This window comes from Pseudomonas sp. lyk4-R2A-8 (genome assembly GCF_030209095.1).
GTDB lineage: Bacteria > Pseudomonadota > Gammaproteobacteria > Pseudomonadales > Pseudomonadaceae > Aquipseudomonas > Aquipseudomonas quebecensis.
This window is the reverse complement of the sequence record NZ_JARVSS010000002.1, coordinates 204,098-224,837: the sequence shown is the minus strand read 5'-3', so window position 1 is coordinate 224,837 and position 20,740 is coordinate 204,098. Positions and strand designations below refer to the sequence as shown.

The 20,740-nt window shown below is 62.8% G+C and carries 19 protein-coding genes; 13 read left to right on the top strand and 6 right to left on the bottom strand.

Translation table 11 applies throughout. The features are described 5' to 3' along the window. Nucleotides 1-30: 30 nt before the first annotated feature. Nucleotides 31-1,929, bottom strand: coding sequence for a putative bifunctional diguanylate cyclase/phosphodiesterase (locus tag QRN10_RS02325; RefSeq protein WP_285427776.1), 1,899 nt, complete (start codon nt 1,927-1,929; stop codon nt 31-33). 180 nt (nt 1,930-2,109) lie between these two features. Here QRN10_RS02325 and nosR point away from each other — a divergent pair, with 180 nt between their 5' ends. Beyond that, nucleotides 2,110-3,411, top strand: coding sequence for a response regulator c-di-GMP phosphodiesterase, NosR family (nosR, locus tag QRN10_RS02320; protein WP_181080507.1), 1,302 nt, complete (start codon nt 2,110-2,112; stop codon nt 3,409-3,411). A 48-nt stretch (nt 3,412-3,459) separates the two neighbouring features. Beyond that, nucleotides 3,460-3,876, top strand: coding sequence for an NUDIX hydrolase (locus QRN10_RS02315; RefSeq protein ID WP_285427775.1), 417 nt, complete (start codon nt 3,460-3,462; stop codon nt 3,874-3,876). A gap of 8 nt (nt 3,877-3,884) precedes the next feature. On the opposite strand, the gene metR is transcribed toward QRN10_RS02315, so the two are convergent. Further along, nucleotides 3,885-4,802, bottom strand: coding sequence for a transcriptional regulator MetR (gene metR, locus QRN10_RS02310; protein ID WP_056858838.1), 918 nt, complete (start codon nt 4,800-4,802; stop codon nt 3,885-3,887). Between the two features lie 182 nt (nt 4,803-4,984). On the opposite strand from metR, the gene QRN10_RS02305 reads away from it, so the two are divergent. The 5 genes from QRN10_RS02305 to QRN10_RS02285 all read left to right on the top strand — a co-directional run bounded on the left by QRN10_RS02305 (nt 4,985) and on the right by QRN10_RS02285 (nt 8,595). Further along, the gene (locus tag QRN10_RS02305; protein WP_181080509.1) at nt 4,985-6,004 is read left to right on the top strand and encodes an alpha/beta fold hydrolase; all 1,020 of its coding nucleotides are present in this window, start codon (nt 4,985-4,987) and stop codon (nt 6,002-6,004) included. A 54-nt stretch (nt 6,005-6,058) separates the two neighbouring features. Beyond that, a complete protein-coding gene (locus QRN10_RS02300; RefSeq protein ID WP_181080510.1) occupies nt 6,059-6,712 on the top strand; it encodes a DsbA family oxidoreductase in 654 nt (217 codons plus the stop codon). A gap of 184 nt (nt 6,713-6,896) precedes the next feature. After that, nucleotides 6,897-7,817: an arginase family protein gene (locus tag QRN10_RS02295; RefSeq protein WP_253510715.1), complete on the top strand. Its 921-nt coding sequence runs from the start codon at nt 6,897-6,899 to the stop codon at nt 7,815-7,817. Then, nucleotides 7,814-8,194, top strand: a complete 381-nt coding sequence (locus QRN10_RS02290) for a DMT family transporter (RefSeq protein ID WP_181080512.1) — start codon at nt 7,814-7,816, stop codon at nt 8,192-8,194. The genes QRN10_RS02295 and QRN10_RS02290 overlap by 4 nt, the downstream gene beginning before the upstream one ends. Continuing rightward, nucleotides 8,191-8,595, top strand: coding sequence for a DMT family transporter (locus tag QRN10_RS02285; protein WP_181080513.1), 405 nt, complete (start codon nt 8,191-8,193; stop codon nt 8,593-8,595). Before QRN10_RS02290 ends, QRN10_RS02285 begins: the two co-directional genes overlap by 4 nt. A 63-nt stretch (nt 8,596-8,658) precedes the next feature. On the opposite strand, the gene QRN10_RS02280 is transcribed toward QRN10_RS02285, so the two are convergent. After that, nucleotides 8,659-9,429 carry a MipA/OmpV family protein gene (locus QRN10_RS02280; protein ID WP_253510718.1) on the bottom strand — a complete coding sequence of 257 codons (771 nt, stop codon included), beginning with the start codon at nt 9,427-9,429 and terminating at the stop codon, nt 8,659-8,661. Nucleotides 9,430-9,658: 229 nt separating this feature from the next. On the opposite strand from QRN10_RS02280, the gene QRN10_RS02275 reads away from it, so the two are divergent. The 6 genes from QRN10_RS02275 (at nt 9,659) to QRN10_RS02250 (ending at nt 16,965) form a co-directional block, all read left to right on the top strand. Next, entirely contained in the window at nt 9,659-10,357 is a 699-nt protein-coding gene (locus QRN10_RS02275) for an MtnX-like HAD-IB family phosphatase (protein WP_285427774.1), read from the top strand. Continuing rightward, entirely contained in the window at nt 10,350-11,744 is a 1,395-nt protein-coding gene (locus QRN10_RS02270) for an aspartate aminotransferase family protein (RefSeq protein WP_181080516.1), read from the top strand. The genes QRN10_RS02275 and QRN10_RS02270 overlap by 8 nt, the downstream gene beginning before the upstream one ends. Beyond that, nucleotides 11,741-12,595, top strand: coding sequence for an alpha/beta hydrolase (locus QRN10_RS02265; protein WP_266248132.1), 855 nt, complete (start codon nt 11,741-11,743; stop codon nt 12,593-12,595). Before QRN10_RS02270 ends, QRN10_RS02265 begins: the two co-directional genes overlap by 4 nt. Nucleotides 12,596-12,684: 89 nt before the next feature. Next, the gene (locus QRN10_RS02260; protein ID WP_285427773.1) at nt 12,685-13,812 is read left to right on the top strand and encodes a GNAT family N-acetyltransferase; all 1,128 of its coding nucleotides are present in this window, start codon (nt 12,685-12,687) and stop codon (nt 13,810-13,812) included. Next, a complete protein-coding gene (locus QRN10_RS02255; RefSeq protein WP_266248136.1) occupies nt 13,809-15,578 on the top strand; it encodes a sensor histidine kinase in 1,770 nt (589 codons plus the stop codon). Before QRN10_RS02260 ends, QRN10_RS02255 begins: the two co-directional genes overlap by 4 nt. Then, a complete protein-coding gene (locus QRN10_RS02250) occupies nt 15,568-16,965 on the top strand; it encodes a sigma-54-dependent transcriptional regulator (RefSeq protein ID WP_285427772.1) in 1,398 nt (465 codons plus the stop codon). The genes QRN10_RS02255 and QRN10_RS02250 overlap by 11 nt, the downstream gene beginning before the upstream one ends. Before the next feature lie 124 nt (nt 16,966-17,089). Here the strand turns inward: QRN10_RS02250 and QRN10_RS02245 are convergent, their stop codons facing one another. From QRN10_RS02245 to aauS, 3 genes are read right to left on the bottom strand one after another with little or no spacing between them, the layout of a single operon-like run. Further along, complete coding sequence (locus tag QRN10_RS02245; RefSeq protein ID WP_253510736.1) at nt 17,090-17,428, bottom strand: GlpM family protein; 339 nt, start codon at nt 17,426-17,428, stop codon at nt 17,090-17,092. After that, nucleotides 17,428-18,765, bottom strand: coding sequence for a two-component response regulator AauR (aauR, locus tag QRN10_RS02240; RefSeq protein ID WP_277526189.1), 1,338 nt, complete (start codon nt 18,763-18,765; stop codon nt 17,428-17,430). Before aauR ends, QRN10_RS02245 begins: the two co-directional genes overlap by 1 nt. Further along, nucleotides 18,762-20,663 (bottom strand): two-component sensor histidine kinase AauS, encoded by a 1,902-nt coding sequence (aauS, locus tag QRN10_RS02235; RefSeq protein ID WP_181080523.1) that lies wholly within the window; start codon nt 20,661-20,663, stop codon nt 18,762-18,764. The genes aauR and aauS overlap by 4 nt, the downstream gene beginning before the upstream one ends. Between the last annotated feature and the right edge of the window lie 77 nt (nt 20,664-20,740).

Below are 20,740 nucleotides of genomic sequence, written 5' to 3'. Positions count from 1 at the left end.
GCTCAAGCGAGCACTCCTTGCAGGCACGGCCTATGGGTTGGGCATCAGTGTGGGACTGCCCACTTGCAGCAACTGGGCGAAATCCTTCGGCGGTACGGCCTTGCTGAACAGAAAGCCCTGGCCCTCTTCGCACGCCTGGCTTTTCAGGAACGCGAGCTGTTCGAGGGTTTCCACCCCTTCGGCGATGATGTTCAGCTCCAGGCTCTTGCCCATGCCGATGATAGCGCTGATCAGCTGCGCGTCCTGGCTATTTACGTTTAGCCCGCGCACGAACGACTGGTCGATTTTCAACACGTCGATGGGAAAGCGGCGCAGGTAGCTGAGGCTGGAGTAACCGGTGCCGAAATCGTCCAGCGCCAGGCGCACGCCCAGAGCCTTGATCTTGTGCAGGATGTCCACGGTGTAATCGACGTTCTGCATCAGCACGCTTTCGGTGATCTCCAGCTCCAGTCGTGCCGGCGGCAGGCCGGTTTGCTTGAGGATCGCGGCCAGGTTGTCGACGAAATCACGCTGGCGGAAGTCGATGGCCGAGACATTCACCGACACGCACAACGGCGGCAGGCCCATGCCGCGCCACGCTTGTGCCTGTTCGCAGGCCTGGCGCAGCACCCATTGGGTCAACGGCACGATCAAACCGCTGTCCTCGGCCACCGGGATGAAATCGACCGGGCTGACCCAGCCCGAACGCGGCTGAAACCAGCGTATCAGCGCCTCTGCACCGACGATGCGCCCGGACTTGAGGTCCAGCTTGGGTTGGTAGTGCAGCACAAATTCATCGCGGTCCAGGGCCTGGCGAATCGCGCTCTCCAGGGTTTGCTGACGCTGGGCGCGCAGGTTCATGTCTTCAGTGTAAAAACTGAAGTCGTTCGCGCCGCGTTCCTTGCTGGTGTGCATGGCGGTTTCGGCGTGCTTGATCAATTCCACTGCGTTGCAGCTGTCGTTCGGGTAGAGGCTGATGCCCAGGCTGGCGGTGACGCTCAGGTCATGCCCGGCCACGTGGCGCGTTACGCTGATGGCCTTGAGCACCTTGTGCGCGATGTGCTGGGTCTGCTGCGGGTGCTGCACGTCGTGGAGCAGGATCACAAACTCATCGGAGCCGTAGCGGAATACTGAATCCGACGCGCGCACCGCTGCGACCAGGCTGTGGCTGACCTGTTGGAGCACCTCGTCGCCCACCGGGTAGCCCAGGGCGTTGTTGATACGTTTAAACCGGTCGAGTCCGATAAACATCACCGCCAGCTGTGTGTCGTGCCGCCGGCCAAGGGCAATGGCCTGGGTCAGGCGGTCGCCCAGCAGGGTGCTGTTGGGCAGCTCGGTGAGCGCGTCGTATTGCAGCAGGTGCGAGACTTTCAGCAGTTCCTGCACCCGTTCTTCGATGGTGCGTTCCAGGCTGATCACCTTGAGGGCCACGTCCTGGGCCAGTTGCCACTTCCATGTCAGGGCACTGGCCATCTGGCGGATCTCGAGGTGGTCGAAGGGTTTTTTCAGGATCAGCAATTGGTCGTTGTATTTCAACCGTGCCTCGATGGCCTCGAAGGAGTAGTCCGAATACGCCGTGCACAGGGCGATCTGCAGGTTGGGGTCGACGTTCCACAGCTGTTCGATGGTTTGCAGGCCGTCCCAGCCGGGCGGCATGCGCATGTCGATAAATGCCAGAGCGTAGGGCGCATTGGCGGCCAGGGCCTGGTTCACCAGTGCCAGCGCTTCCTGGCCCTGGTAGGCGGAATCCAGTACGAAGGCCTGGCGCACAGCGGCGGTGGTGCCGAACAGGGCCTCTTCGAGGCTGTCCAGGGATTGTTCGCTTTCTGCGTCGGCACACAGGATCTTGCGAAAGTCCTCATGGATGGAAGCGGCGTCATCGACGATCAGGATGCGGCGGTTGGCGCGCGCCGAGCCTGCATCCGGTACTTCCAAAGGGCTCGATGACATAACGGTTCCTTCCCTGGTTTCACTTCTGAACGGGGCCGACTACTGTGACAGCATAGTCGAGCTCCCTTGAAATTGATGGCCAGTTGGCGTCAAATCAAGCCCGCGCCTCGGCGAGGGATCATGGCTCGGCACGACGGTTCAATGTAGCTCAATTCGGTTTAATTTGAAGGCGCAGCACGCATGGATGAACAACTGGCGACGAAACCCACGATTTTGCTGGTCGACGATGAAGAGTCGATCCTCAACAGCCTGCGCCGGCTGTTGCGCGGTCAACCGTTCGATGTGGTGCTGGCCGGCAGCGGTGCTCAGGCCCTGGAAATCATGGCCGCCCAACCCATCGACCTGGTAATGAGCGACGCCCGCATGCCGGGCATGGACGGCGCGCAGCTGCTGGCCGAAGTGCATCGCCTGTACCCGGGCACCAGCCGCATCCTGCTCACCGGTTACGCCGACCTGCCGACGATCGTCAAGGCGATCAACGAAGGGCAGATCCACCGCTACATCAGCAAGCCCTGGAACGACGAAGAATTGCAGCTGGTCTTGCGCCAGACCCTGGAGCACCAGCGCCTGGAGCGCCTGACCCAGGTGCAGAACGATCAGCTCAAGCAACTCAACGCCAACCTGGAAAAACGCGTGGCGGCGCGCACCAGCGAGCTGCAGCAGACCGCCGACATGCTTGACCTGGCCTACGACGAACTCAAGCGCAGTTACGTGACCGGTACGGAAGTGTTCTCGCTGCTGGCCAACCTGCGCTTGCCCAAGAACAAGCAAACCAACCGCGCGCTGATTGAACTGGTGCGGGTGTACTGCGCCGCCCAATTTATCGATGAAGCCAGCTCGCGCGACCTGGCGATGGCCGCTGCGCTGTACAACATCGGCAAGCTGAGTTGGAGCGACAGCATGCTGATAGAACCTTCGGACAAGCTGCACAGCACCGACCGCGAGCGCTATCGCAGCTATCCCACCCAAAGCGAATCGCTGCTGATGACCCTGGAGCCGATGAAAGATGCCGCGCGGATCATTCGTCATCACCAGGAGCGCTGGGATGGCAGCGGCTTTCCCGACCATCTCAAGGGCGATGCGATCCCCTTCGGTTCGCGTCTGCTGAAACTGGCGGTGGATTTTATCGAGCTGCAAAAGGGCCTGATCCTGGAGCGGCAGATGAACAGTGATGAAGCGCTGTTGTTCATCCGCAAATACGCCGGGCGCCTGTATGATCCTGAACTGGTCGAGGGCTTTGTGCAGGCCTGCGCCACCTTCCTGAGTGACGTGACCCTGGGCGACCCGACCGTCAAGGTGCTGACCACCCGCGAACTGCAGGACGGTATGATCCTGGCGCGCAACCTCAACGCCGACAACGGCATGTTGCTGCTCAACGCCGGCAAGGTGCTGAACCTGCCGCTGGTGGACAAGCTGATTGCGTTCGAGGCGATGGAGGGTGCCAAGTACAGCGTCTTTATCAAGGAACCGGACGAGGCGTAAGCCTTGTGCGGTGATTTTTACTGATTTGAATTCAAGGCTTTTTATCGTATGTCCACCACTATCCGCATCGCTGCCGCGCTCCTGATCGGCGGCGACGGCCAGACCCTGCTGGTGCGCAAGCGCGGCACCCAGGCCTTCATGCAACCCGGCGGCAAGATCGACGCCGGCGAGCAACCTGCCGAGGCCCTGGCCCGTGAACTGTTCGAGGAATTGAACCTGCGCATCAACCCCGACGCCGCCGTCTACCTGGGCCATTTCTCGGCGCCGGCGGCCAACGAGCCGGGTTTTACCGTGCAAGCCGAGCTGTTCCAGGTCAACATCGATGTGGCGGTGACGCCCGCCGCCGAAATCGAAGAAGTGCGCTGGATCGACCCGGCCGGCGACGGCGGCCTGGTCCTGGCGCCGCTGACGCGTGACCTGATCCTGCCGTTCTATCGCTCGTCCCTGACGGCCCGTGTCGGCTGACTCGCCCCTCAGCGCACCGCACTCACGCCGTCCAACGTAGAAAACGACGTGTCCTTGGCCGTCAGCAGGAAGTCGCGCATATAGGGCGCATCCAGCATGTCGGCGCGGATGCCGGCGTACAGCGTTGCGAACAAACCCTTCTCACCCAGGCGCTTGGCCTTCACGTAGCCGCGCGAGCTGTATTCGTGCAGCGCCCAATGGGGCATGCCGCATACGCCACGGCCGCTGGCCACCAGCTGCATCATCATCACCGTCAGCTCCGAGGTGCGGACCTGGGCCGGTTCCACATCGGCCGGCTCCAGGAAGCGCGTGAAAATATCCAGGCGGTCGCGTTCCACCGGGTAGGTGATCAGGGTTTCGCTGAGCAGGTCTTGCGGCACGATGTAGGACTTGTTCGCCAGCGCATGCTGGTTGGCCACGGCCAGCATCGCCTCGTAGGTGAACAACGGCACATAGGTGATGCCCGGCAGTTCCAGCGGGTCGGAAGTCACCACCAGGTCCAGGTCGCCACGGGCCAGGGCCGGCAGCGGTGCGAAGGCAAAGCCCGAGGCCAGGTCCAGCTCGACTTCCGGCCAGGCGTCGCGGAACTGGTCGATGGTCGGCATCAGCCACTGGAAGCAACTGTGGCATTCGATCGCCATGTGCAACCGCCCGGCGGTGCCGCCGGCCAGGCGCGCGATATCGCGCTCGGCGCCGCGCAGCAAGGGCAGGGTGGCATCGGCCAATTGCAACAGGCGCAGGCCGGCGCTGGTGAAGCGCAGCGGCTTGGTCTTGCGCACGAACAGCGGCATGCCCAGGCGTTCCTCCAGCTCCTTGAACTGATGGGACAGCGCCGATTGCGTCAGGTGCAGGCGCTCGGCGGCTTCGACCAGGCTGTCGGCTTCGCGCAAGGCGTGCAGGGTCTTGAGGTGACGGATCTCGAGCACGGGCTCTCCATGAAGATAATTTGTGACGGCGTACAATGGCGTGAGTTTGGCTCATGTTGTAGAACCTGTCGACCATGACCTTCGGGCACTCTTCATCAAACTGTCATCGAACTGTGGCAGCGCGCTTGAACAAACTTCATCAGACTCGCGCTCTACTGGGGTTCTGCGTTTTGGTGTTTTTCATGCGTGTGTTGCTGTTACTGGCCGCCTTCCTGTTCGGCCTGCCGTCTTTTGCGGCCTCTCGTTGCGATATCAATGTCCCGACCCAAACGGTCGACCTGGATCAGGTGAGCCTCGCCTACCAGAGCATCGGTCGCGCGTCCGACCCGGCCTTGCTGCTGGTGATGGGCCTGGGCGGGCAGTTGATCCACTGGCCGGATGAAGTGGTGGTCGCCCTGTGTCAGCAGGGCTTTCGGGTGATCCGCTACGACAACCGCGACGTCGGGCTGTCCACCTGGCGCCAGACCCCGGCCAGCGCCAATCTGACCTTTGAAGTATTGCGCTACAAGCTCGGCCTGCCGGTGGCGGCGCCCTACACCCTGACCGATATGGCCGATGACGCCCTGGGCCTGATGGATGCGTTGCAGATCCAGCAATTTCATGTGTTGGGCGCAAGCATGGGCGGCATGATCGCCCAGCACCTGGCTGCCATGGCGCCGCAGCGGGTCGAGAGCCTGACCCTGGTCATGACCAGCTCCGGCGCCGAAGGGCTGCCGGCGCCGAACGCGGCGTTGGTGCAGTTGTTGTCGCGGCGCAGTGCGCCCAACCGCGAAGTGGCCCTGGAGCAGCAGGCCGACCTGCTCGCGGCGCTGGGCAGCCCGAACATCAAGGACGACCGCCAGGCCCTGCTGCACCAGGCGGCACTGTCCTACGATCGTGCGTTCAACCCCGAAGGCGTGAAGCGCCAGATCATGGCGATTCTCGCCGAACCTAGCCGCGTGCCGTTGCTCAACCAGCTGCGCGTGCCGACGCTGGTGGTCCACGGCACCGCCGACCCGTTGCTGCCGGTGATGCACGGCGTGCACCTGGCGGCGCATATCCAGGGCAGCCAGTTAAAGCTGATTCCGGGCATGGCCCACCGGTTCCAGGAAGCGTTCAAGGCGCCGCTGCTGATGGCGGTGCTGCCGTACCTGCAAGCCCATCGCGAGGATGCCGCGCACTGGGCACGCATCGAGCCGGTGGCACCTTCGAAGGTGCTGTGACATTGGTGTATGGTGCAACCTTTGTGGCGCATATGGCCTGCGAGGTTGCCTAGCATGAGTACCCCCCTGAAAATCGATTTCGTCAGCGATGTGTCCTGCCCCTGGTGCATCATCGGCCTGCGCGGCCTGACCGACGCCCTGGACCAACTGGGCGCCGAGGTACAGGCCGAGATCCACTTCCAGCCGTTCGAACTCAACCCGAACATGCCGGCCGAGGGGCAGAACATCGTCGAACATATCACCGAGAAATACGGCTCCAGCGCCGAAGAGTCCCAGGCCAATCGTGCGCGCATCCGCGATCTGGGCGCGGCGTTGGGCTTTGCCTTTCGCACCGATGGCCAGAGCCGCATCTACAACACCTTCGATGCGCATCGCCTGCTGCATTGGGCCGGCCTTGAAGGCTTGCAGTACAACCTCAAGGAAGCGTTGTTCAAGGCTTACTTCACCGACCAGCAGAACCCCTCCGACCACGCCACCCTGGCGATCATCGCCGAAAGCGTCGGCCTGGATATCCAGCGCGCGGCCGCGATTCTCGCCAGCGACGAATACGCCGCCGACGTGCGCGAGCAGGAGCAGCTGTGGATTTCCCGTGGCGTGAGTTCGGTGCCGACCATCGTGTTCAACGACCAGTACGCCGTGAGCGGTGGCCAGCCGGCCGAAGCGTTTGTGGGGGCGATTCGCCAGATCATCAACGAGGCCAAAAACTAGAACCCCATATCCAAAGGTGGGAGGGGCGCTGCGACGATTCGATGGCTGAGTGTCAGTCAGCGCCTGTAGCGCCCCAACCACCTAGCGAGGGCAAGCCCTCTCCCCCAGGGTTTGGCAGTGTGCTTGGGGTAGGTGCTGGCCCGCGCCTTGCATTGACCCCCTAAAGCCTTAGGGGAACACTGCCGTGAATATTCTCGATCTAGACCACAGCCTCACCGCGCAGGCGCCGATTGCCCGGCGGTTGGCCAGCGGACAGGCGACGCGTATCGATCTGCTGGACCTGGGCCCGAAGCTGCGCCTCTGGTCTACCGAAAAGACCTGGAAACGCTTCGTCGAACGCCTGGCCCGGCGGCCGCGGCCCACGGACGCGCGGCCGGAGATCCTGTTTGTCGGCTCCGGCGATTACCACCACCTCACGCCGGCGTTCCTGGCCGACTTGAAAGAGCCGGTCAGCCTGATCCACTTTGACAATCACCCCGACTGGGTGCGCCTGGCGCCCAAGCGCCACTGCGGGTCATGGGTCAACCGCGCGTTGAAGATGCCGGCGATCAAACGCATTGTCACCCTCGGCCCGTGCAGCGATGACCTGCATAACCCGCAACTGCGCGGCGGCAACCTCGCTGCGCTCAAGCGCGGGCAGTTGCAGCTGTTTCCCTGGCAGCATGCGCCGTCGAAAGTATGGGGGCGGATCGGCGATGGCGCCGGGCATCAGCAGCGCGAAGATCACTTGTATTGGCGCAACCTGGCCGAGCTGGATTGGACTGCATTTCTCGAACAGATGATCAGCAGCCTGCCCACCGACGCGGTCTGGATCACAGTGGATAAAGACGTGCTGGCCAGCGAAGACGCAGCCACCAACTGGGACCAGGGCGGCATGCGCCTGACCCACTTGCTGCAGGCCCTGCGCGCCTTGGCCGCACACAAACGCATCATCGGCATCGACGTCTGCGGCGAGTTCGCCACGCCGACGTTCAGCAACGCATTCAAGCGTTGGGAGGCCAAGTCCGACCAGCCTCCCGCCGAGCGCTGGAGCCCTGAGGATCTGCAGCGCAATGCCGCCACCAATGCGGCCCTGATCGACCTGTTCGAGGAATTGTTCCCGTGAGCCTGACCGTGGTGGTGCTGGTGGCGTTTTCCATCGTGCTCGATGTGATCGGCCAGCTGTGTTTCAAGATGGGCCTGGACCGTTTGCCCGAACTGGAGGGCGATTTTCGCCTGAATGCGTTCTGGGGCCAGGTGTTCAACGCGCCGCTGTTGTGGGCGGGAATCGGCGCCTATGTGATCGAGTTTTTCGTCTGGCTCGAAGCCTTGTCCCGCGCGCCGCTGAGCCTGCTGTTTCCGGCGGCAGCGCTGGCGTACTGCGGCGTGGTACTGGCGGGCAAACTGGTGCTGGGGGAAACCGTCAGCCGCCGGCGCTGGCTGGGCACGTTGGTGATCACATTAGGGGTGATGTTGGTGGCGATTGGAGGAGGGCAGGCATGAGTACGCAAAACGTCAATGCCGGTTGGCTGCACGAACGCTTGGGCACGGTGGTGTTGTGGGCCTTGTTGATCTGCACCGAGAGTGCCGGCCAGCTGTTTACCAAGATCGCCGGCGATCAGTTGGGACAGATGGATTTCAATTGGCAGTGGCTGGTGGAAGTCGCGCATAACCCCGGCATCCTGGCGGCGATTGCCTGCTACATCGGCGCGTTTTTCGTGTGGATGCTGATCCTGCGGCGCAGCAGTTTGTCACTGGCCTTTCCCCTGAGTTCACTGGTGTTCGTGGTGGTGCTGCTGGGGTCGTGGCTGGGGCTGGGGGAACATATCAGCCCGCTGCACTGGGTGGGGGTTGCAGTGATCATCGGTGGCATCGCCCTGCTGGCCGAAGGCGAAGAGAACTGATGGTCGAGGGGCTTGGCCCCCCGATGTTCATGGGTGGGAGGGGCAAGCCCCTCCCACAGTGGATCAATCGAACTTGTAGCTGATCGCCGTTTGCACCTGACCCTGGTTCACATCGCCAGTCTGCTTGACGATGCTGCTGTTCGCCGCCGAACCCACCAGGTGCACCCAGCTGGCGCTGGTCAACAGCGACCAGTGAGGCGCCAGGGGAAATTCAAAGCTCTGGGTCAGCGTTACATTCTGGAAACCGCCGCTGGCGTTATACGGGCGAAAACCGGTGGCGGCGGCCTCGTGGTCGTCCACGCCGAAAAACGTATTGGCTTGGCGCGCGTCGGCAAAATGCGCCACCAGGCCGCTGCTGCCGATGATCCCACCGCCCAGCGGGTAGCCCAGTTCGCCACCCAGCTTGCCCAATGTGCCGCTCTGGGAGTGGCCGCCGCCGACGGCCTGGCCCAACTGCGCGTAAACCCGCCAGAAGTCAGCCGGTGCGTATTGCACGAAGCCACCGACCTCGGCCATGTCCGACACGTTGCGCAACCCCTGCAGCGAGCCGTTGGACGTACGCCCCTGCAGGTAATTGATATACGGCCCGGCGCTGAAACCGTGGGTGTCCACCGCGCTCCAGGTCAGGCCGTCGTCGGTGCTCAGGCTGACATTGCCCCAGTCCAGATCCACATAGGGCACGGGCCGCGTTTCGTAGCGGCTGCCGGTCGGGTCGTGGGGCTGATAACTCAGGCCGGCGCCGACTTCACCCCTGATGCCGTCGGCCAACGCGGTATTGGAAACGCCCCACAGGCCAAGCAAACCGGCGAGTGCCGCGCAGGTGATCCTCAACATGGTCACTGTTCCTTGATTGAATACCCGCGCATGAACGCGCAAAGCACGGTGGCCGTGCAAGCACTCATGTTGTTTGTAGCAAGCTACAAAAATTGTAGCTGTCACGACGCATATGAGCCCCGCACCCCGAGCAAAGCCCCGGCTGCACGGGGTGATGGCCACTTGGCACAGTCTCTGCTCTACCCCTTGGGCAAGCGCATGCAGCGCGCCCTCTTCAAGGTAAACGCAGATGATTGACTGGCATATCGTGTGTGACTTCGACGGGACCATCACGCCCACCGATGTCATCGACAACGTCCTCCAACGCTTCGCCGGCCCCGAGTGGGAAACCATCGAGCAGCAATGGCTGGACGGGCATATCGGTTCACGCGAATGCCTGAGCCGCCAACTGGCGCTGATCAAGGCCACGCCCAGCGAATTGCTGACGTACTTCGACAGCGTCGAGATCGACCCGGATTTTCCGGATTTCGTCGATCACGTCCTCGGCCTGGGGGCGAGTCTGGAAGTGGTCAGCGACGGCATCGAACAAGGCATCGCGCGGATTCTGTCGCGCAACTATGTGACCTTGCTGCCGATCCTCGCCAACCGCCTGCGCCAGGTCGACCAGAACAGCTGGCGCATCGATTTTCCCTATTCAAGCGATGCCTGCCGCGCCGCGTCCGGCAACTGCAAGTGCAAATCCACCCCGCGCAACAAGCGGGTGCTGGTGATCGGCGACGGCAAGTCCGACATGTGCGTGGCCTCCACCGCTGACTTCGTGTTCGCCAAGGGCAGCCTCGCCGAGTACTGCGTCGCCAACGCCATCCCCCATGCGCGCTTCGACACCTTTGCCGAAGTGACGGCATTGCTGGCGCGGCTCCCGCAGAGCATTGCCGCCAACACATCCTCCTTTGCTACTGACTCCCAGGAACTCTTCCATCATGTCTGATATCCGCATCGCAACCGCCGAAGACCAGGTGCTTCTGGACAAAGAGGCCAAGTACTGCTCCTACGGCGATACCGTCCATTACATCGAGCCGCCGCGCATTTTCAGCCGCTGTGAAGGTTCCTACGTGTGGGACACCGAAGACCAGGCCTACCTCGACCTGCAAATGTGGTACTCGGCGGTCAACTTCGGCTACGCCAACCCGCGCCTGAACAATGCGCTGAAACAGCAGATCGATACCCTGCCGCAGATCGCCAGCCAGTACCTGCACAAGGGCAAGATCGAGTTGTCGGAAATGATCGCCGTCGACGCCAAGAACAAATTCGGCCTCGACGGCCGCGTGCACTTCAACGTCGGCGGTTCGCAATCGATTGAAGACTCCCTGAAGGTGGTGCGTAACGCCACCAACGGCAAGAGTTTGATGTTCGCCTTCGAAGGCGGCTATCACGGGCGCACCCTCGGCGCCTCGTCGATCACTTCCAGCTATCGCTACCGTCGCCGCTATGGCCACTTCGGCGAGCGTGCGCAGTTCATTCCGTTCCCTTACCACTTCCGCGGCCCCAAGGGCATGACCAAGGAAGAGTATGGCAGCCACTGCGTGCAGCAATTCGCGCGGCTGTTCGAGACCGAATACAACGGCGTGTGGGACCCGAAAGTCGGCCAGAGCGAATACGCCGCGTTCTACGTCGAGCCGATCCAGGGCACCGGCGGTTATGTGATCCCGCCGATGAACTTTTACCGCGAACTCAAGCAGGTACTGGATCAGCACGGCATTCTGCTGGTGTCCGATGAAATCCAAATGGGCTTCTACCGCACCGGCAAGCTGTGGTCGATCGAACACTTCGACGTGCAGCCGGATGTGATCGTGTTCGGCAAGGCGCTGACCAACGGGCTCAACCCCCTGGGCGGCATCTGGGCTCGCGAAGAGTTGATCAACCCGAAGATCTTCCCGCCAGGCTCGACCCACTCCACCTTCGCCTCCAACCCGCTGGGCACGGCGGTGGGTCTGGAAATGTTCAAGATGACCAACGAAGTCGACTACGGCGCGATGGTCATGGCCAAGGGCAAGTTCTTCCTTGAAGGTTTGCAGGATTTGCAGAAGCGTTTCCCGATCATCGGCGACGTGGACGGCCTGGGCCTGGCCCTGCGCTGCGAAATCTGCGGTCCGGATGGCTTCACCCCGGACAAGGCGACCCTGGACTACATGGTCGAGGAAGGCATGAAGGGCGATATGGTGGTCGACGGGCAGAAACTCGGCCTGATCCTCGACGTGGGCGGTTACTACAAAAACGTGATCACCCTGGCGCCGTCCTTGGAAATCAGCTACCCGGAAATCGAACTGGGCCTCAAGCTGCTGGAACAACTGCTGGTACGGGCGACCAAGCGGTGAACGGTCACGGGTTCGACCTCGGTGAAGGTGATGCCGGTTTCGTGCTCGGCAACGGTCCGGTCGGGGTCCTGTTGATCCACGGCCTGACCGGCACCCCGAATGAATTGCGCCAGGTCGCCAAGGGCCTGGCCAGGGACGGTACGTGCACGGTGTACGTGCCGACCCTGGCCGGACACTGCGGCGGCAACAGCGACTTGCAGGCCACCGGCTGGCGCGACTGGTACGAAGGCGTGCGCAAGACCTTCGTGCAGGTGCGCCAGCGGCATGGGCAAGTGTTCGTCGGTGGCTTGTCCATGGGCGCGGTGATGTCGATGTACCTGGCTTCGGAGCATCCGGGCCAGGTCGCCGGGCTGCTGATGTATTCCACCACCCTTAAGTACGATGGCTGGAGCATCAGCAAAATGGCGTTCATCACGCCGTTGCTGATCCGCATCCCGTTCGGCGTGCGCCTGTTCCGGTTTACTGAAAAGCCGCCCTACGGCATCAAGAACCAACGGTTACGGGCAATCGTCGAGCGGCAGATGAAGGAGGGTGAAAGCAGCGAGGCGGGGTTATTGACCATGGAAGGGGTGACGGTGCGCGAGTTGCACTGGATGAACGCCGTGGTGAAGAAACGCATGCCGTCGATCAACGTCCCGGCGCTCGTGCTGCATTCGATCGAAGACGACATCACCAGCCGCTGGAACGCCGACTACGTCGAGCGCTACCTGGGCGGACCGGTGACCAAGATCCTGCTGGACGACTGCTACCACATGATCACCGTCGACCTGCAATACCGGCGTGTGATCGAACTGAGCGCCGCTTTTATCCGCGAACGGGCGACCGACGATGTGTTGGCGTGTTGTGGTTAACGCGACGGGTGTGCTGAGCGGGCTCTGTGGCAAGCCTGCTCACCACTCGAACTGACCCAACCAGATCCTCAGCCAAAAAAGGGGAACACGTGATCACCACCCAAGCCTTTGCAACCATCCGGGCTCTGCAGCGCAGTGCCTGGAACGATTGTTTTCCCGGTGCGCTTGAAGATTGGGACTATTACGTCGCCGTGGAAAACGCCGCCGTCGAGGATTTCCAATGGCGCTACCTGGCCGTGTACGACAATGGAACGCTGGTGGCCGTGGCGCCGGCCTTTATTACCCATTACCGTCTCGACACCACCGTGTCCGGCGTTGGCAAGCGCTTGACCACGCGCCTGCAACGCCTGTGGCCGGGGGCGTTGCAGCTGGGGTTGTATGCCTTGGGCTCGCCGCTGGCCGAGCGCTGTGACGTCGGGTTTGCCAGCGAGGTACCGCAGGTGCGCCGCCCGCTGGTGCTCACGCATCTGCTGCAGGCCGCCCGACAGGACGCCGATGACCTCGGCATCGGCCTGCTGGCGGTCAAGGATGCCCCCAGCCACGACCCGCACTGGCGCGAAAGCTGCCGCGCCGCCGGTTTCCAGAGTATGCCGAGCCTGCCTACTGGCGTACTGCCGCTGCCCTATGGCTCGGTGGACGCCTACCTCGGTTCGTTGGGCAAATCCACGCGCAAGGATCTGCGCCGCAAACTGCGCGCGCCGGGGCCGCGGGTCGAATGGCGAGACAATATCGATGATGTGCTGCCCGAGGTCATGAGGCTGTACGAAGCCACGCTTACCCGCGCCGAGTTGCAGTTCGAGCGCCTGCCCGCCAGCTACTTCACCGGCGTGCTCGAACGCCTCGAAGGCCGCGCGGTCTGTGTGCTGTACTGGGTCGAGGAGCAATTGGTGGCGTTCAACCTGATCCTGATGGACGAACATCGGCTGGTGGACAAGTTCTTCGGGCATGACGTCGCCTTCACCCGCGACCACAACCTGTACTTTCGCAGTTGGCTGACCAATGTCGACTACTGTATTCAACACAAAATTGCAGCGTACGAGTGCGGGCAGGCCGGGTATGCCAGTAAGCTGCGCCTGGGCTGCAAGTTCCAGGGCAACCAGGTGTTCTTCCGGCACCGTAACCGCCTGGTCAACGGTCTGCTCGCGCTGGTAAAACTGTTTATCCGACCGGATCGTTCCGACCCTGCCATGGCTGCTGCAATAAGCGAATCCCGATGATCACCAAGACCCGCCAGAAAGCCCGTCCGTTTGCCATTTCGCGCTGGAGTGTCCAGCGCAAGCTGGTGCTGGCGTTCTGGTTGGTCAGTGTGATCCCCACCATGATCGCGGCGGAGCTGGCCGCCACCACGCTGTCGGAAATTTTCGACAGCAACGTGCGCATCTGGCTGCAGGAGTCGACCAAGATCGTCAAGGACGAGATCGGCGATATCCTTCACGACAACGCGCGCATGGCCAAGCTGTTCCTGCGCTACACCAGCCCGCCCGCGAGCAGACAGGCGGCCAAGCACGACCGGCTGACGGCGGACATTGCCGATGCCACCGACATCGATGTGGTCGCGCTGATTCGCGTCAGTGACAACAAACCGGTGTTCAGCACTGCCGCCGACGACATCGTCAAACAGATCAGCCTGGCCAGGAACACCGTCTTGCAGACCGTGCAGGTGGGCGGCGTGTCCACCGGCATCGTGGTCTCGACCTTCGAGACCACCCAGGACGGCGTGGATTACGTGCTGCTGGTCGGCACCTACCTGGACAGCAGCTTCCTCACCAGCGTGGCCGATGTGCATTCCCTCGACCTGCGGCTGTACCTGGCCAACCCGGAAGGGTTCTCGGAGATTTTCTCGACCCAGCGTTTCGAGGATCACCCCTCGCGGATCCCCAAGGATGTCGAGGCGGCGATGCGCAGCACGCGCCAACCCAGCGAGCAGTTCACCCATAACTACAGCGGGCTGTACTGGCCGATCTTCAACGATGCCGGCGAGTTGCAAGGCGTGATTTTCAGCGGGTTGCTGCGCCACACCAGCCTGGTGGGGCTGGTCAACCAGAGCAACCTGTTCGTGCTGATCTTCCTGCTCAGCTCGGCGCTGTCACTGGCCGCCGGGGTGCTGGTGTCGCGGCGCCTGACCCGGCCGCTGCGGGATTTGTCCCAGGGCGTGAGCGCGGTGATCTCCGGCGATTACGCACACCGCGTCGAGGTCAGCGGCGGCGATGAACTGGCGCAGTTGAGCAGCACCTTCAATCACATGACCGAGCGCCTGGGCGAATTGCACCAGCTCGAAGCCCAGTTGCGTCGCCGCGACCGCCTGCACGCGCTGGGCGAAGTCGCCATGGGCCTGGCTCACGAGATCCGCAACCCATTGGGCATCATCAAGACCGCCACCCAGTTGCTGCACCGTCGCGCCGACCTGCCGGCCGCCGACAAGCGCCACCTTGAATACGTGATCAGCGAAGTCAGCCGCATCAATGACCTGATCACCGAATTCCTCGACTTCGCCAAGCCCAACCCGCCGCTGCGCGTGGTACAGCCGGCGCGTGCACTGGTGGAGGAGATCCTCGGTTTCTGCGCGCCGGAACTGGCCACCCATAACATCGATGCGCAGATCGACGACCAGGCGCCGGGCGCGACGCTGTATGCCGACGCCCGGCAACTCAAGCAGGCCTGCCTCAACCTGATTATCAACGCCATCGACGCCATGCCCGACGGCGGGCGTTTGACCCTGGGCATCCGCAGCGTCGGCGAGAATACGGTCATCAGCATTGCCGACAGCGGCCAAGGCATTCCTGCCGAGATGATCGAGCGTATCTTTACGCCGTTCGTCACCACCAAGGCCTCCGGCACCGGGCTGGGCCTGGCCAAGGTCTATTCGATCATGGAAAGTCACGACGCCAGCATTGAATGCACAAGTGAGAAAGAGGCCGGCGCCACGTTCAGCCTGTACATTCCGGCGCGGGGCGAAGACGAGGAGGACAGTCATGACGCATAACGTATTAGTGGTCGACGATGAGCCCAAACTGTGTGATTTGCTCGCCTCGGCCCTGGGCCAGAACGGCATTCAAGTATTCACCGCTGGCAACGGCCTGCACGCGCTCAAGGTGTTGGAGCAGGAAGACATCGACCTGGTGATCAGCGACTGGCGCATGCCGGGCATGGACGGTGCGGCGCTGCTGGCGGAAATCAAAACGCGCTACCCCCAGGTGCCGGTGATCGTGATGACTGCCTACAGCACGGTGAAAAACGCTGTGCAGTCGATGCGTAACGGTGCCTACGACTACATCGCCAAGCCGTTCGATATCGACGAACTCGATATCACCGTGGCCAAAGCGCTACAGTTTCGCGACATCCTGCGCGACAACGCACGCCTGCGCGCCGAGCTGGATGAGCATGCGCAGTTCGACAGCCTGGTGGGCGACAGCCCGGCGTTTCGCAAGGTGCTGCAGGCGGTGGATTCGGTGCGCGACAGCAGCGCCACCATCCTGCTGACTGGCGAGAGCGGTACCGGCAAGGAAATGGTGGCCCGCGCCATTCACAAGCACGGTAGCCGTGCCGACCAACCGTTCGTGGCGGTCAACTGCGCGGCGATTCCCGAAGGCCTGCTGGAGAGCGAGATGTTCGGGCATCGCAAGGGCGCGTTCACCGGCGCGGTGTCGGATCGGGTCGGGCGCTTCCAGCAGGCGGACAAGGGCACGCTGTTTCTGGATGAAGTGGGCGATATGCCCCTGGCGTTGCAGGCCAAGATCCTGCGCGCCTTGCAGGAGCGGGTGATCGAGCCGGTGGGTGACCCGCGCGAGCGCAAGGTGGACGTGCGCGTAATCGCCGCCACCAATAAAAACCTGCTGGAGGCGGTGGCCAACAAGGAGTTTCGCGAAGACCTGTATTACCGCCTCAATGTGTTCCCGATCCCGCTGCCGGCCCTGCGCGAGCGGGTGGAAGACATCGCACCCCTGGCCCGGCATTTCGCCCAGGCGCTGAGCGCCACGGCGGGCAAGCGGATCACCGGCTTCAGCCCTGAGGCGTTGCAGGCCATGGCGGCTTATCACTGGCCGGGCAATATCCGTGAACTGCAGAACTGCGTGGAACGCGCGACCATTGTGGCCGCCACGCCGGTGATCGAAGACATTGATTTGCCGGGTTATCTGTTTGCGTCCAAGCCGAGCGAGGGCGGCGTGACGACGATTCTCAGCGACGGACCGGGCATTCCCCAGGACCTGGATGCGGCGCTGGCCGAGGTCGAGAAAGCCTACATCCTCGCGGCGTTGCAGGAGAGCAACGGCGTGCAGGCCGCGGCGGCGGCCAAGATCGGGATTTCCGAGAGAAGCTTCTGGTATCGGTTGAAGAAGCTGGGCATCCAGGTCGACAAGATCGTCCGTTGACTCAACCGGGATAAAACTGTGGGAGGGGGCTTGCCCCCGATTGCAGTGGCCCAGTTACAGATGAGCTGACTGTCACACAGCTATCGGGGGCAAGCCCCCTCCCACAGTTTTTGACCGAGTCCGGTCAGGTATGGAGGCGTACCCAGATGCTCACCAGGATTGTGGCGGCCATCAGCCAAGCCAGCGCCGCCACGGCTAAAGAAGCTTCCAGGCGCATTCGGTCCACCATCACATACAACGCAGCCAGGTACACAAAGTACGGAATGATCGACCACATGCCGAACAGGATGGTGGTCTTCAAGTCTTCCACCGAGCGGCCTTTGCCGACGATGTAGTGGGCGATCAGCGCAAAGGTCGGGAACAGCGGCACCAGCCCGGCGATGTAATAGTTTTTGGTCTTGGCCAGCGCGGCCAGTATCAGCACCACCGCCGCGCCCAGGGCGGCCTTCAGAAACAGATCCATCAGTGGCTCAACCCGTATTTTTTGACCTTGTCGAACAGCGTGGTCTTGGCCATTCCCAATTCCTGGCTGGCCTGTGTGAGGTTGCCGCCGCTGCGTTGCAGGGCGTCCATCAGCAGGTTGCGTTCAAAGGCTTCCACCGCCTCGGTAAAGGCCAACCCCTGGCCGCCGCTGCCGGTGCCGCTTTTCTTGAACGCGGGCAGGCCCAGGGCGAAGCGTTCGGCGACGTTGCGCAGTTCGCGGACATTGCCGGGCCAGTCGTGGCTCATCAGGCTGGACAGGGTCTGGTTGTCCAGCTCCGGCGCCGTGCGGTCGAAGCGCAGGGACGACTGCTGCAGGAAATGTTCGAACAGTTGCAGGATGTCTTCGCGGCGCTCGCGCAGGGGCGGCAGCTCCAGGGTCACCACGTTGAGGCGGTAATACAGGTCGCTGCGAAACTGACCGGCGCGGCTCAGTTCGTCCAGATCGGATTTAGTGGCCGCAATGACCCGGCAATCCACCGCCACGCTCTGGTTGGACCCCAGCCGTTCCAGGGTGCGTTCCTGCAGGACCCGCAGTAATTTGATCTGCAGGTTGATCGGCATGCTTTCCACTTCATCGAGAAACAGCGTGCCTTCGTGGGCGTGTTCGATCTTGCCGATGCGTCGCTTGCCCGCGCCGGTGAAGGCATTGGCCTCGTGGCCGAAAATCTCGCTTTCGAAGAGGTTTTCCGGCAGGCCACCGCAGTTCAGGGCGACAAATTGGTGGGCGTGACGCCGGCTGAAATCGTGCAGGCAACGGGCGACCAGTTCCTTGCCGGTACCGGTTTCGCCTTCGATCAGCACGTTGGCCGACGTGTCGGCGACGTTGGCGATCAGCTCGCGCAGGTTCTGCATGGCCGGCGAGCGCCCGATGATGCGGCCTTCCAGGGAGTCGCGCTCGGCCAGTTGACGACGCAGCGCCCAGACTTCCCGCGCCAGCCCGCGCTGCTCCAGGGCGCGTCGGGCGACGTCCACCAGGCGTTCGGGGGAGAAGGGTTTTTCCATGAAGTCATAAGCGCCGTTGCGCATTGCGCCGACGGCCATGGAAATATCGCCATGCCCGGTGATCAGCACCACCGGCAGGCTTTTATCCAGCGCCTTGAGGCGGGTGAGCAGCTCCAGGCCGTCGATGCCCGGCAGGCGAATATCGCTGATGACAATGCCGGCGAAGTTCTCGCCGACGCGCTTCAAGGCTTCCTCGGCGCTGCCCACGCCCACGCTGGTGATGTCCTCCAGCGCCAGGGCCTGCTGGCAACCGAGCAGCACATGGGGGTCGTCTTCGACGATCAGGACGGTGAGGTCATTGCGGTCTGTATTCATGTCGACTCAGTGGGTTGAGCGCCCGCCAACGGCAGGCTCAGGACAAAGGCCGTACCACCGCTGGCCGGATGCTCCACGGCGAGGTTGCCACCCGTGGCGGCCGCCAGGCTGGCCGACAGGGTCAGGCCCAGGCCCAGGCCCTGTTCGCCGGGTTTGGTGGTAAAGAACGGTTCGAACAAATGCTTGCGCGCCTCGGGGTCGATGCCGTGGCCATTGTCGCGCACCTGCAGGCGGTACTTGCCCTCGCTGCCGCTGCCTTCCAGCCACAGTTCGGGGGCCGGTTGCGCCTGCATGGCGTCAAGGGCGTTGCCGATCAGGTTGACCAGGATCTGCTCCAGGCGGGTCTGATCGATCTGCAAGGCAGCGTCGGCGAAGTCTCGGTGCAGGGTCAGCGGCAAGTTGTCCAGACGCGCGCCCAGCACCTGGAACGCGGCGTCCACCGCTTTGGCCAGGCTGGCCTCGCCCTGGTCATCACCGCGCCGGGCAAAGGAGCGCAGGCTGGCGGTGATGCGGCCCATGCGGTCGATCAGTTCGTTGATGGTTTTGAGGTTGGCGCTGGCGGTGTCCAGCGCGCCGCGCTCAAGAAAACGCACAGTGTTGCCGGACAACGTGCGCAGCGCGGCCAATGGCTGGTTGAGTTCATGGGCGATGCTGGTGGACATCTGGCCGATGGCCGCGAGTTTGCCGGCCTGTACCAGTTCATCCTGGGCACGGCGCAGGGTTTCTTCGGCCTGGCGCCGTTCGCGGATCTGCCCCTTGAGCCGTTCGTTGCTGGCGCGCAGGTCGGTGGTGCGTTCGGCAATCCTGCGCTCCAGCTGGCTGTTGGCTTCCTGCAAGGCTTCCCGCGCGGCGAGGCGGGTGGCGATGACCTTGCGTCGCTCGTTCCAGGCGATCAGCAGGAAGGCGACCAGGCCGAAGGCCACTGCCACCAGGATGCCCTGGTTGATGGCCGCGCGACGCAGGTCGTTGAGCGGGGTGAGCAGGGTAAAGCTCCACGGTGTGTCGTTGAGCGGACGAGTCTGCGCCAGGTAGCTGACGGCGTGCTCGTCATTGACCACTTCGCTGTTGGCCGGGAAGGTCAGTTTTTCGGTGCCTTCCTTCAAACGCTCGCGGGCCAGGGGCTCCAGCTCGTTCAAGGTGGCCCAGTAGTATTGCAGGCTGTGGGCCAGGCGTTCCTTGACCTCATCGCTCAGGGGGCGCACGGCCTTGAGACGGCGGGCCGGGTCGCTGGAGAGGATGATGATGCCGTTCTCGTCGCTCACGAATGCTTCGAGGCGCGCGCGCTGCCAGCGTTCTTCGAGGGCTTCGAGGCGCACTTTGACCACGGCGACGCCGATGATCTTGCCGTGCTCTTCCAGGCCATGGGCGAGGTAATAGCCGGGCTCGCCGTTGGTGCTGCCGATGCCGTAGAAACGGCCGGGCTGGCCGCGCACGGCGTTCTGGAAATAGGCGCGGAAAGACAGGTCTTCACCCTGGTAACTGTCGGCATCGCGCCAATTACTGGTGGCGAGCACGCGGCCAGTGGTGTCCATCACGTAGATGGCGCGGCTGCGGCTGCGACGGTTCAGGCCTTCGAGGTATTCGTTGACGGCTTTGCGGGTTTCCTGATTCGGATCGGCCAGCAGTGTGGAGACGCTGGTTTCCAGCTCCAGCAGACTGGGCAGGTAGGTGTACTTGCTGATCTCGCTTTCGACGGTGCGGGCATGCAGTTCCAGTTGGCGCTCGCCATTGTCACTGAGGGTGCGGATGCCATAGTACTCGCTGATCCAGAAGCCGATGTAACCCAGGCCGACCATCAGGGCGATGATCAACGGCGGCAGGAACAACTGGCGAATCAGACGAGGTTTCACGGCAAGTGATGGCGGTGCGGCGCGAAATTGGTTGGGGTCGCATTTCATCACAGATGCCTTGGGTCAACCAGAGCTGCCATGTAGGAGGGGACTTGCCCCCTCCCACACTGGCTCGGGCTTAATTG